This is a genomic window from Listeria valentina, assembly GCF_011800755.1.
Classification (GTDB): Bacteria; Bacillota; Bacilli; order Lactobacillales; family Listeriaceae; genus Listeria; species Listeria valentina.
The window spans coordinates 1-12,519 of sequence record NZ_JAATJW010000068.1; the positions used below are offsets into that span (position 1 = coordinate 1).

The window sequence follows — 12,519 nt, forward strand, 5'->3', positions numbered from 1 at the left end:
TTTTCCATTTTTATAGAAAAAAACGCCCATCCCTCTTCTTTCTCATGGAGGGATGGGCGTTTTTCGACAGTCTGAGATGCTAATTAATTAGCATCTTTTTCGTATTTATAAAATCATACTTTTTATATTGTGTTTTTTTGTATAAGTGATCAATGAAACTTTGTTTTTTAACTAGATTTTTTTCATAGACTAATTGTCTCCTTATTATGCGTTTCCAATCTCTTAAAGTAAGTACCCCTGTCTCAAATCAAGATTGTCTCCTACTTCATAAAATAAATATATCTATCATCAAAAACATTGATTTTATGAATATACTGCTCTTGCAATGTTAATTAATATCAATAAATTTATTATAGAGAAATCAACATTTTTCTGTTGAAAAAGAATGTGTATAAAATAAAAAAACAAAATCACCAAGAATTATATTTTTGTATGTCTTTATTTAATGATTTCTATTCTTTTTTGGCCATTTCGCTATATTCTACTAGCCACAAGCAAATAAATCTTCTCATCGATCATCTGAGTATGACAATCCCCAAACCCGGCTTGCTCCAAAGCACTAGTAAGCTTTTTTGCAGAAAGCCGAATATGGTGTGGCGGACCTCCATCAGGCGTTTTTTCTTCTTCATATTCAAGCACAGCAACGTCCCCGCCTACTTCCGTTACCCGGAACAATTCAGCTAGCACCGCCTCTAAATCCGCAACCTCATGCAAAATAAGCGAAGCGACTACATGCTGAACAGAACCATCTTCAAGTGGAATCGAGGCGACATCCGCTTGAATTCGTTCCACATTCGAAAGACCCGCAACCTTCATTTTCTCACCAATTCGTTCAAGCATTTTCGAATTCGAATCAAGCGCAAAAATCTTCCCCTTTGTTTCTTCGGCCAAGGGAATCGTAAAAAATCCCGTCCCCGCACCTAAATCTAAAAACGAATCATTCGGTGAAAAACTCGGAAGAGCTTGAATCAACTCATGTGCTCGAAATCCTTTCATGCGCTCCTTGTCATCTAAAAACGCAGCCTTCTTGTGAAAATGACCTTCGTGACCGCTCATTTTGTCACACCTTCCTACAATTTAATTTCTCGATCCGTAAGACCTTCATAAAATTTTTCTTCGTGTGAAACCAAGATGACGCATCCCTTATAGCTTCTTAACGCTTCTTTCAAAGCTTCCTTACTCGCCGTATCCAAGTGATTGGTCGGTTCATCCAAAATCAAGATATTACTTTTCGTCAAAAGCAGTCGTGCCAGCTTAATTTTCGACTGCTCGCCTCCGCTCAAAGTCTTGACAGAACGCGTAATATGCTCCGCCTTCATCCTACTTCTTGCAAGCACTTGCCTGATTTGCTTCGACGATAAAAGAGGAAATTCTGCTTGAATCAAGTCAAGCGCCGTACGATTCTCCTTCTCAAAGTGCAAATCTTGTTCAAAATAGCTAATCACCGCTCGATTGGCAACATGAATTTTCCCAGAAATTTTTTCTCGTTCACCAAGAATGGTCTTAAGTAGCGTGGACTTCCCGATACCGTTAAATCCTGTGATGACCACCTTTTCATCCGAACGAATCGAAAAACTGACGGGGGAAAACAGCGGGTAATCATACCCCACTTCAAGATGATCCACGACGATACTTTTCCCAACAATTTCTTGACTAGCTTCCGGAAAAGTAAACGCCGGCCGAACAGTCGATTCAGGTGCATCTAAGCGTTCCAAGCGATTCAACTGCTTCTCCCGACCACGCGCCATCTTCGAATTAACACCAGCCTTGTTTTTTCGAATATAATTTTCCGTTTCCTCGATCATACGTTGTTGCTTAACATACTGGCGCCGATATTCCTCATTCAAATGTTCCTTCTGCTTCACAAAGTGCGAGTAAGATCCGTTGTATTTCCTAATTGTACCAAATTCCACATCAAGAATCTGCTGCGCAATCTTTTCAAGAAAACCAACATCATGAGAAACAACAATAAATGTGCCAGGGAATTGAATCAATTGTTCACTCAACCATTCCACGTGTTCCTTATCCAAAAAGTTTGTCGGCTCATCCAAAATCAAAACTTGCGGTTTTTCAAGCAGCAATTTCGCCAAAATGATTTTTGCTCGCTGTCCACCACTCACTTGCGAAATCTTCCGGTCCATCCCGAGCGCATCAATCCCAAGTCCACGCGTCGCTTGCTCAATCAAACGATCTGCCGCATAAAAATCCGATTGAATCAACCGCTCCTGAATGCCAGCTGCCTTAAGCAAAGACTCATCATCACCAGCCATATAAAGCTCATTCATCCGCGCTTCCATTTCAAAATATACAGTATATGCTTGTTCCAAATAAGCTTGAATCGTTAAATTAGGATCAATTTCCGCATACTGATCCAAGTGCGCCACTTCAGCTCTTTTCTGCCACTTAATCTCACCAGAATCCGGCAAAATTTCGCCAAGCAAAATTTTAATCAACGTACTTTTCCCAGCACCATTTTGCCCGACAACACCAACATGCTCTCCTTGAAAAATATCAAATGAAGCGTCCCTATATAAAGTTTTCTCTGGAACACTATAATTTAAATTTGCTACTGATACAACACTCATAATTTCTCCTCTTTTCCTTTTATCATGAAAGTAAAAACACAAAAAAACAGAAGGCAACATCAAATTGTTTGCCTTCTGCTTTCCAAAACAAAAGGCCCTAGACAAAGCACGTCTAGGGCCGTTATTATTTTCAAACCTTGTCGGTAAAAGTGGGCGAACTGAAATAAACCTCATTATTTAAACAGGTTTCCACTTTACCGACGGGGAAAATTTATAACTGATTAGCCTCTACACAACGCCTCGTCGCTTTCATTTGTGCAGAGGAAATTCTTTCAATAAATGGATATTGCTTTTGCATTTTTTACACTTCCTATCGCTTATCAATATAAACGAAGAAGCAACTCACTGTCAAGCACCTTTTTGTTTCTTCAAGCAATAAATAAAAAATAAAAAGGCCAAAAAAGCAAGAAAAAGAAACCTAGCAATAATTTTCGTTTGAATCGTAAAAGTTCCACCGAGATTTAAAACGAATAATAATAATGGAACCAAAACGAAAAAAACCATCGTGAAAAATCGATATGAGAAAGCATTTCTTTCTTCCCTGTAGTGATGATTAAATTGATTTCCTTGTTGATCAGTATCTTCTTTTTTCAATAGAAAAAGAAGAACTGCTCCAATAATCGTTAACAAAACCGTAACGATTTGACTTAGTAATTGTTTCCAAGTAATCATTCTACCGCCCATTATTAGTGCCAGAGCAAAGCCATAAATTAAAAAAAGGAAGAACAATCCTCCGTTTTTCCAATATTTTTTCATCCTTTGCCCCCTTATCTTTAACAAAATAGTAAATTTACTACTTTAGCTTATCGTCAATTCCAACTTTTTGTATGACACTTAGTTTCGACAACTAATTTTAAATATGACAACTTCATGAAAAAAGACAGAACCGCTTGGCTCTGTCTGTATCCATCATTGAACTTCAATACGCAAATCGTCTTTCGCCGTCCATTTCATTCGTTTAAAGACCATGTGCACAGCAAAAGTAATGACCCCAGAAAGTACAACCCCAACACCAATATAGACTAAAAATTCCGAAGTACTAGTAGAAAGGATATTAAGGGGTGCAATCAACGAATTAAGCCCTAGCCCTGCAAGTTCGTATGTAGAGCGGAAACCAAATCCCACAGTAGCAATCGGTGCACAAATTGCTGCTGCAATGAAAGGCGGGATGGCAAGTTGCGGGTGAAGCGTTAAATTAGGAAATTGAACTTTTGGAGTAATTAAGCCTTGAGAAATGTTTCCCCCCAAATTATTTTCACGGAAAGACATAATAGTAAATCCAACAAACTGAGCCGTACAGCCAATGAGCGCAGCCGCAGAAGAAACAGGATCTAGCTGTAAAGCAATCGCAAGCGCTGCAGATGAAGCTGGTGTCATCAAAAGTACGCTCCACACAAGCGAAATAACTATTGAACCGAGAACTGGACTAATAGTAACGGACTTCGCCATGAACGCGCTCACTTGAAGCAATAATGGCGTTGTCACCGCTGCAAGTCCAAGCCCGGCAATTCCTCCTACTAAAATAGACGAAAAAGGAATGAACACCATATCAAGAAATGTTTTTCCAGTAATCCACTTTCCAACAAGTGCCGCAATGAGACCAGCTAAGACAGCACTAATCGGTTGTCCCGTTACAAAAATTCCACTATTCGCCGGCTGAAGTAATATGTGCCCTGTCGCAGTGACCGCCTGCATGGCATCACTTGTAAAAAAAACGGCATTTGCTCCAATTGTCGAAGCTACCATAGAACTAAAAATCACAAGTGTATTTCCCTTTAATTGATAAGCGATTCCAGCGCCAAACGCCGGCGCTAAAAGCAACTTAGCTACCGTACCAATACTGTGAAAAGCTGGCCAATGAATAAAATTACCGATTGTTTCGAATAGTAGGCCAATTCCAAGCATAACTAACACAGCATTGGAAACCCCTGCCGCTACTCGATAAACATACTCTTTAACTGTCACTTTCTCTTCTTGTGTTTGCTCCATATGTATCACCTCTTTATGTGTATAAAAATTATCATACCATACCTTGTTAGAATTGTCTAAATAATTTTTATAGAATGAAAATAAAGTGTTTTGTAGTCGACATGCCTTATAACTCAAAAGCAGGGAATATTGAACGAATCCCATCCCTGCTTTTATTCACACATAAGAAAAATGTTCAATTTCTGTTCGGATAAAATGAATGAAATGAATAGGATTTATCCTCAAGTTTGTTTGATGACGATTAAAGCGTAGCACTCTTTTCCGACTTAATTTACAGCACTCATCTAATATAGACGAATCATCCGCATCAACCTTTAATTCTGTGATTTTCACGTTGAGCATATATAACCAAGGAAGCTCCATTTCTGCCAAAAATTGAATAATTGCCGCCTTCAGTTCCCATGAAGAATTTTGTGGTTTAAGCAAATGCTCCGCCCATCTTGCTTCTTTGCATAGCCCTTCCAAAAGTAGAGAACGAATCGTCTCTCCTTCGGGACCAAGACCCTGCAAAAATTCTTGCGATACTTCCCACATCGCTACATCAGTCATCGCTGTATAACAAACATTCTCTTGACACAGAATATCATCTTCAATATAAAAAACATGACCATATTGTTCTGAAAAAGTATAAAGTGCTCCATCATCAACTAAGAAAAAATTTTTATTAACCGAAATAGATTCCCCAGGCGTCAAATAACAAATGCGAACATGTTCTTGAAAAGAAGGAAGATCAGCAAAGCTAAAGATTTTCTTTTTCAAAGTGCATCCCCCTAAAATTTTCTTTTTAAAATTGATTAGTAGAAATCCCATAGCTCTCTTATTTCAGAGGCTATGGGATCCAAGTTTATTTATCTTTCGATTTACGCTTCAACCGATAAATTAAATAAGAAATAATCGCTAGCAAAAGAACAATAACGACAGCACCAACTAAAACATATATCCACGTGTGGTCTTTCTCTAGCTGAACTGCTTTATTATTAAAGTCTTTCGCTTCTTTATCTTGAATTGTAAATTCCTTATTCAAAATCCACTTTTTGTCGCCTATCTTAGCAACACCCTTAAACTCGTATTTACCTGGTTTAAATGGCTTATTATCTAGCCCAACCCCAAAATTAAAATTCGAATTTGGTGCCATGCGCAAATTTTTCTGCGTACTTTGATAAAGGACATCCGATTTACCTTTTTTATAAATCTTGGCTTCAATCGTCATATCTTTAATAATAGCCGCTTGATCATTTTGGATATTGGCACTAATGGCATTTCTAAAATTAATTTGTGTAGGCTTGACCGAATTTAACACTAAATTAGGTTTCACTTGTTTATCGGTTTCAGTTAGCTGCACACCAATTGTGTAAGCATACCGATTAATAATTTGATTCTCATTTTTCTTTTCTTTCGGTTTGTTGCTGTTGTCCTCTTTTTCAGTAAAATAAAGTCCACCTAACACGATCCCATCAAATTGCTCACTTGGCATTTTTAAATGCACTTTCACTTTTTGACTAGTTCCAGGTTTAAGCTTGGCTTCTTTTTGAACATTAGCAAGATCTTTAAAATCCACTTTTAAACTGGAATCTTTCTTTTTATCGGGACTATTGTATTCTACAACACCATTATCATTTGTAATCGCCGTGTTAGCTTGAATCTCAACAGTAACATCTTTCTTAGTATCATTCCGAAGCTCCACTTCAATATCCTGCTTTTGCCCCGGTTTCATTCTCAAATCAAAATAAGTTTGTGACTTATCAACTTGATTCTCTGGAATAATGGCTTGTACAGCAAAATTCATTTCAGCCGCAGCAGCTGGCTTAGCCAATAAAATTCCACTTGCTAAACCAAGCACAGCGAAAGCAACTATCTTTTTAATCTTTAATTTCATACTATCCCTCGTTTACATTTATCAAGCTGGCGAATCTGTCAGTGTCCAAGTTAACTTCGTTGTGTACATGCCTTTTACTTTTTTCGCATTCCCAGGAACAACTAGTTCAATACTTTTCTTAGCTTCTTCATCATCTTTACCAAAATAAGCAAACCAAGTACCAGTACCTTGACCAGCTGTTGCATTCATTACTTCTGATCCATTAGTTGCACCCGGAGTCAATTTAACGCCTTGATCTACAGTAGGTGCTGTACCGCCATCCTTTGAATTCGAAAGACCATTATTCAAAGTCAGCACTGCCCCATCAAGATAATCTTTCCCGTTTTCATTTTTAAATTGTTCATTTTGAGTAACAGTCAAGCGCCATCCTGAGTTACTACCACGTTTATCCGTAACTTGAACAAAGTTTGGCGAATCAACATCGCTTCCAGAATTTTTATCCGTTACATGGTCCAAGTCTGCATAATAAGTTTCTGTTGTCCCAGAAGTTTCCTGAGATAAAAATCTAAAATTGGATACATAATCAATACTAAGTGGTCCTTCAGTTCCCGGTTCATGGTCAGCTTCATCTTTCGGCACAATAGGTTTTGTTGGATCAGGATTCAAAGGGTTTTGTGGTGGTTCCGCATTTTTGTTCACCGTAAACTCGATCGTCCCAATTGAGTTCATTTGTCCCCCATCGGCTGCATATGCAGTTAAAAATGGTGTTCCCGTTAACGTCAATAAACTGGCTAAACCGGCAACTGTAACAATCTTTGTTGTTTTCATTGTTCTGCCTCCCTGAAATCTTTCATAAAATGTTTTTTCCTTCTTACTTAAAAATTAATTAACTGGTGAATCAACGAGTATCCAAGTCAGTGTTGCTGAATACGTTGCATCTTTGATCTTTTCAGATGTACCTGGGACAAAAAGTTGTACACTACTTGGCCCTGATTGATTATTACCAAAGCTTTCAATCCAAGTTGCCATCCCAGTATCTTGCTTAGCTGAAAGAACGGTTTGTGAGCCTCCCGGTGCTCCAGATTTTCCAGGCGTTAAAATAATTTTCTTAGATGTTGCTACTGGAGGTGCCGCCTGATTATCTTTTGTTGTTTTTACAACCGGATTCGTTAAGCTTAAGTAAGCCCCTTTTAATTCTTTTGCTCCACTTGTTAAAAAAGGTGTCTTCTGCTGAACTTGTAAAGTCCAACCTTTATTTGTTCCTCTTTTATCCGTTACTTGTACAAACGGAGCTCTCCCAACACTCTTTCCATCTGCAGTTTTAATGACATCTAACTTTACATTGTAAGTCCTATCTTCTGCAGAAATTAATTGATTACCAAAATGAAAATTTGAAATATAATCAATGCTTAGTGGACCTGCAGTCCCAGATCCCACTTCTGGATCTGTCGGAGTAATGGGTTTATCAACATTTGGGTCAATCGGATCAAGGGGAGCTGTAGGTGAGTTATCTTCAGAAAAAGTAACTTTTCCCATCGTACTTGCTGCATTGTCACTGGCAGCTAAAGCATATAAAGTCCCAGTGTAAAATGTAACAGCTACAATAAGGCAAGTTATGCTTATTTTCTTTAAATCCATCACATCATCCCCTCATCCTTTGCTTAGAAACGTTCAACAGCAAAATCCCATACATTAAGAGAATTCCACCATATAAAAGGTTTCCAGTAGTCGACGAATCTCCTGTCGTTGGGAGCTTACCTACTCCCGGTTCAAATGTCGGGTGTTCTGCACTTGGAATAGTAAAATGAGGTTCCGGTTTGGGTTCACTCGGAGAAATCCCCCCTACCGGAGGAATGTAAGTTTTGTCAAACTGTATACTCGCTTCACTATTCATACTAGCCGCAGTTGCACCAATTGGGATGCTTAAGAATATAACCAATAATACAACGCAGACAACTCTATAAATATGTTTCAATTTTCAGCCCCCTTATGCAGGTAGTTTCTCGGACATGTTGTTAATGAAACAAGTAAGGTGTCCGCTTTTTCTCCACTTCCTTTCCTCTTTACGATTCTTTTTTAGTGCTCAATCTATCACCACTGTTGTTACTTCTCTAGTATAAAAGGATTCCTATCCCCTTCCACGTTACTTTGTATCGCAAGAAAAACGTTTTGTTTACAAATTTATGAACAGCTTCCCTATTCTTTACACAAAAAAAGAGCGCAAACTTTTTTTACAGTTTACGCTCCTTTATTTTCAATTTTACAGAGTATTTCCTCCATCTACACTCAAAATCGCGCCTGTCATGAAACCTGATTTTTCGGAAGCAAGAAATGAAACGAGCCCTGTTACTTCATCCACTTGTCCAAGTCCGCCTCCACGCAAAAGGCCGGCAGAAGGTTTTGGTTGTACAAATTGATGTTCCATCATGTATTTCCCAATCTTCTGAGTCATTCCCGTCATAATTCCACCTGGGCAAATCGTATTCACTCGAATATTTTTCCCAGCATATTCCATCGCGGCGTCTTGTGCTAAACCTATAACGGCATGTTTCGTTGCAGAATACATTCCAAATCCTGTTTCAGAGCGAATTCCTGACGAAGAGCTGACCAAAACAATGTGCCCGTCTTCCTGTTCAAGCATAACTTGTATCATATATTTCAAGCCAAAAAACGTGCCCATAATATTACTGTGAATTGTATATTCCGCTTCGCTTTCAGTAATCTCATGCAACAATTTAGGATCATGTGTCACACCTTGATTGTTTAAGTAAAAATCAACCTTTAAAAATTTATCTTTTGCAAGTTGTATGACTTGTTTCGCTTCTTCTTCAACGCCCATATCCGCATAAATAAAAGTTGCATCAACACCCTCGTTACGGCACATTTCTGCTGTTTTTTCGCCTTCTTCTGCATCCCAATCAGCAAGTACCAGATCAAAACCATCTTCCGCAAGTTGCAAAGCACTTCCACGACCAATGCCCGTTGCCGCTCCTGTAATTACAGCCGTCCTACTCATTTCGAATTCCCCCTCAAATATTTAGTAGTATACAGTTCAATTTTAACACTTTTCCTCCTCTTCAATACGATACTTAGTATCGAAATTAAATCTTTTTTTCATTATTTTTATGAAGTTTCATATTCCTATTCTTTTTTCAACTAAACTATGCTAAAATATATTCCTATGTAAAGGAGTTGAAACAGTGGATTTTATAACTTTTTTCAAGGATGAGGCTCTATATACTTCCGATGTCAGACACAATCATTTTACATACAAAGATGTATTATTTGAATATTCATCTCTGAAAAAAAATGAGGATATTGGCATTCTCCTATCGGGAGATGCTGTTATGGAAATTCGGAATTCCAAAGGGGTTTGGGTACCGAACAAAATCATTAAATCTGAAGACATTTTTGGCATTGAAAACTTTGCAACTGATATAAAAAAAAATCGATTAACTGATTATCGCATCACCGGGCTAGATGATGGGGATCTACTAATATTCAATCGCGAATATTTGCTCATTCACATGTCTACCCAGCCAGAAATTTTACAATTTATTTTAGATAAAACTGCAAATGCTCTTGTCGACATCACCTACATTCATCGCTATAGTCAATCTTCACTTGCTTATAAACTTCTATTTGAAATTTCTCGCCTTATGACTGATCTTAATCTGCCGATCCACGACCATATCGTAACTTTCCCAAAATATATTACTATTACATTTCTAGCTGGATATCTTCGTTCCAGTCGAAACCGAATTTTAGAAGAGATCGTCAAACTTGAAAATCAAGGAGTCTTTATTTCACGTAAACCGCTTATTGTTGATTTACAAAAAGTAAAACAAGTTTGCCTTGCACGTCAATACGAATAAAAGCGTGAGATCACTTGATCTCACGCTTTTATTTAACAAAAAATTTTAAAACAGAATAGGCTCCAAGAAAGTAGCCTAGCCCTAAATTAAGGAGTACATTACAAAAATAAACAACTTGTTTTCGTAATTTGAATCTTTGAACAGCTAGCTTACAAAAAAAGTCAGATACAAACAAGAGAAGTAATCCAATAATCCCAGGAAGAAAATAATGGCTGATCCAACTAAAAAGCTGTGTGCTAAGTGAAATCCCGTTATTAGGATCATAAGAAAACAGCAGTAAGTATGCAATGATGTACAGTCCAACCACGATTTCCGCAATAAAAAAGAAGAAAAAAACTTTTTTCCAAGTTTGATAGAATAGCGCCAACTTTCTTCCTCCTTTTTTAATGAATACTTATTTTAGTTTATCAAAAATGAAAAATCCACTTCCCGGTAATTTTTGAAAGATCAATAAAGCCAAATTCCCGACTGTCTCTAGAATGCAGTCGATTATCACCAAGAACAAAGATTTTTCCTTGTGGCACAGTTTTAACACCTGAAGAATCTTCTAACGAATAATTTAATTTTGCCAGACCTTTGCTTCTTTGAATATACTTTTCTCTCTGTTCTTTTCCGTTTAAGTATAGATCACCATCAATAATTTCAATCCTATCTCCTGGAAGCCCAATAATCCGTTTAATATATTCTGTATTTGGTACATCTGGAGAAGCAAACGAGATAATATCACCCCGTTTATAGGTTGCATCTCGTTTATAAATCAAGCCATATTCATCGCTTTTAAGCGTTGGTTCCATCGAAACTCCTTCAATTTTAACAAGTGAAAAATTAAAGAAAAAAATCACACAAATGATAGCTATAATGCTCAGTGCGATAAAAGCATGAAGAATTAGCTTCTTAAAATTCTTTTTTTTCTGCTGATTTTCCGTTTTTTGATGTAGATTTTTTTTTTGCTCGTTCCAAAGTTTGTATGATATCCGTATCGTCCTCACTAGAATCTACAAATTCCTCAGGTTTAGCTTCTTTATCGTCTTCCAGTTGTATTTCTTCATGCTCAGGCCAGTCTTCCTCATTCTTTTCCATACTTAACTTATCGCTTATTTCATCTTGCTGCGTCCGCCTTTTGTCTATTCGATCTAAAATTGAAGTTAATCTTGTTATTTTTTGATCAATCTCTTGCTCGAACTCATCATCTTCGGAACTCTTCGTGTCCATTATAGGAATAATTAAAGCACTCAAAATAATAGCTCGTATTTTTGAGCGAAAAGCTTTTGAAAAATCATCAATCTCTTGAAGTTCAAAAAACGGATTCGATGAGAAAAATTCAATTTTATAGTCTCCTTCAAACCCATTTGCAACAACCATCCGCATCCAAATAAACTCTGGAAATTCTGCTTTTAGTTTCTCCATGCAGCTCTTTGCATTAATTGCTTTTGCTTCAGAAAAATGTATTCGTATTACATATTTTTGGCTATTAAGAAGTGCGCGGAATTTTTCTTGCGATAAATTTAGCCTTTTCTGGTCCAGTTCTAACTCTTGGTGCGACGCTTCGTACAGCACATGGCCACGAAAACCGTCTTGTTCTGGCTCTATCAAAATGTTCATATTGACAACCCTCTTCTTCTTACTTCAACTCTTCAATGATATCATCTAATTGATCAATCCAACCACCTAGTAAGTGATCCGTAACTTTCTTCATTTGAATCATTTTTTCCTGATATTGCTCCGCTTGCTGAACAATTGCTTTAAATTCTTCTTGTTTGTTAATCAAGATGTCCTCTGCTTTTTTCTCTGCCTTCCGAACAATTCGATCTGCAGTAGTTTGTGCTTCGATTAATACGTCTGCTAGCGTTTCTTTTGTTAAGCTCGAAGATCCATCTGAAGCGCTTTGTTCATCACTTTTTACAGCTCTTAATTGTGGTTTAGATTGTTCAGCCTTTTCTCTCTCAGTTATTGCTACCTGATACTTTTCCTTCATATCTTGATAGTTTTGTTCAACTTTTTTCATAGATCCCAATTGATCTTTTAGTTGATAATTTTCATCCAAAAGTTTCTTGCTTTTTGCTTTTTCTTCTTCAAAATCAGATAGTAAGGACTTTACTTCTTTTTCCAGTTCGATCAATTCCTCATCTGGCAAGGCTTGACGTGACTTATTCATTGTCAGAACTCCTTTCTATTATCTGTTCCAGTCATTATGCCTTATTATATAGATCTAAATCCTATACATCTTGATACTTTGTTTCATTTATTATCACAC

The 12,519-nt window shown here is 37.3% G+C and carries 14 protein-coding genes; 1 reads left to right on the forward strand and 13 read right to left on the reverse strand.

Going from position 1 to position 12,519, the window contains the following annotated elements:
• Positions 1 to 474: 474 nt before the first annotated feature.
• From HCK02_RS11795 to HCK02_RS11840, 9 genes are all read right to left on the reverse strand, one after another.
• Positions 475 to 1,056 carry a class I SAM-dependent methyltransferase gene (locus HCK02_RS11795; RefSeq protein ID WP_167630309.1) on the reverse strand — a complete coding sequence of 194 codons (582 nt, stop codon included), beginning with the start codon at positions 1,054 to 1,056 and terminating at the stop codon, positions 475 to 477.
• A gap of 14 nt (positions 1,057 to 1,070) precedes the next feature.
• Positions 1,071 to 2,585, reverse strand: coding sequence for an ABC-F family ATP-binding cassette domain-containing protein (locus tag HCK02_RS11800; RefSeq protein WP_167630310.1), 1,515 nt, complete (start codon positions 2,583 to 2,585; stop codon positions 1,071 to 1,073).
• A gap of 348 nt (positions 2,586 to 2,933) precedes the next feature.
• Positions 2,934 to 3,341, reverse strand: coding sequence for a hypothetical protein (locus tag HCK02_RS11805; RefSeq protein ID WP_167630311.1), 408 nt, complete (start codon positions 3,339 to 3,341; stop codon positions 2,934 to 2,936).
• Positions 3,342 to 3,494: 153 nt separating this feature from the next.
• Positions 3,495 to 4,574 carry a PTS sugar transporter subunit IIC gene (locus tag HCK02_RS11810; RefSeq protein WP_167630312.1) on the reverse strand — a complete coding sequence of 360 codons (1,080 nt, stop codon included), beginning with the start codon at positions 4,572 to 4,574 and terminating at the stop codon, positions 3,495 to 3,497.
• 156 nt (positions 4,575 to 4,730) lie between these two features.
• Positions 4,731 to 5,333 carry a hypothetical protein gene (locus HCK02_RS11815; protein WP_167630313.1) on the reverse strand — a complete coding sequence of 201 codons (603 nt, stop codon included), beginning with the start codon at positions 5,331 to 5,333 and terminating at the stop codon, positions 4,731 to 4,733.
• Positions 5,334 to 5,418: 85 nt separating this feature from the next.
• The gene (locus tag HCK02_RS11820) at positions 5,419 to 6,450 is read right to left on the reverse strand and encodes a WxLIP family cell surface protein (protein ID WP_167630314.1); all 1,032 of its coding nucleotides are present in this window, start codon (positions 6,448 to 6,450) and stop codon (positions 5,419 to 5,421) included.
• Between the two features lie 21 nt (positions 6,451 to 6,471).
• On the reverse strand, positions 6,472 to 7,218 hold the full coding sequence (locus HCK02_RS11825; RefSeq protein ID WP_167630315.1) for a WxL domain-containing protein: 747 nt from the start codon (positions 7,216 to 7,218) through the stop codon (positions 6,472 to 6,474).
• Positions 7,219 to 7,272: 54 nt separating this feature from the next.
• Complete coding sequence (locus tag HCK02_RS11830; protein ID WP_167630316.1) at positions 7,273 to 8,028, reverse strand: WxL domain-containing protein; 756 nt, start codon at positions 8,026 to 8,028, stop codon at positions 7,273 to 7,275.
• A gap of 622 nt (positions 8,029 to 8,650) precedes the next feature.
• The gene (locus tag HCK02_RS11840; protein WP_167630318.1) at positions 8,651 to 9,406 is read right to left on the reverse strand and encodes an SDR family NAD(P)-dependent oxidoreductase; all 756 of its coding nucleotides are present in this window, start codon (positions 9,404 to 9,406) and stop codon (positions 8,651 to 8,653) included.
• Positions 9,407 to 9,737: 331 nt separating this feature from the next.
• Between HCK02_RS11840 and HCK02_RS11845 the strand changes: the two genes are divergently transcribed.
• Positions 9,738 to 10,265, forward strand: coding sequence for a cyclic nucleotide-binding domain-containing protein (locus HCK02_RS11845; RefSeq protein WP_167630319.1), 528 nt, complete (start codon positions 9,738 to 9,740; stop codon positions 10,263 to 10,265).
• 28 nt (positions 10,266 to 10,293) lie between these two features.
• Here HCK02_RS11845 and HCK02_RS11850 read toward each other — a convergent pair whose 3' ends face one another.
• The 4 genes from HCK02_RS11850 to HCK02_RS11865 are packed head-to-tail and all read right to left on the reverse strand — an operon-like array spanning position 10,294 to position 12,420.
• Positions 10,294 to 10,632 (reverse strand): hypothetical protein, encoded by a 339-nt coding sequence (locus HCK02_RS11850; protein WP_167630320.1) that lies wholly within the window; start codon positions 10,630 to 10,632, stop codon positions 10,294 to 10,296.
• A 40-nt stretch (positions 10,633 to 10,672) separates the two neighbouring features.
• On the reverse strand, positions 10,673 to 11,254 hold the full coding sequence (gene lepB / locus HCK02_RS11855) for a signal peptidase I (RefSeq protein WP_281348883.1): 582 nt from the start codon (positions 11,252 to 11,254) through the stop codon (positions 10,673 to 10,675).
• Positions 11,160 to 11,867 carry a hypothetical protein gene (locus HCK02_RS11860; protein WP_167630322.1) on the reverse strand — a complete coding sequence of 236 codons (708 nt, stop codon included), beginning with the start codon at positions 11,865 to 11,867 and terminating at the stop codon, positions 11,160 to 11,162. Before HCK02_RS11860 ends, lepB begins: the two co-directional genes overlap by 95 nt.
• A gap of 19 nt (positions 11,868 to 11,886) precedes the next feature.
• The gene (locus tag HCK02_RS11865) at positions 11,887 to 12,420 is read right to left on the reverse strand and encodes a hypothetical protein (protein ID WP_167630323.1); all 534 of its coding nucleotides are present in this window, start codon (positions 12,418 to 12,420) and stop codon (positions 11,887 to 11,889) included.
• Positions 12,421 to 12,519 lie beyond the last annotated feature (99 nt).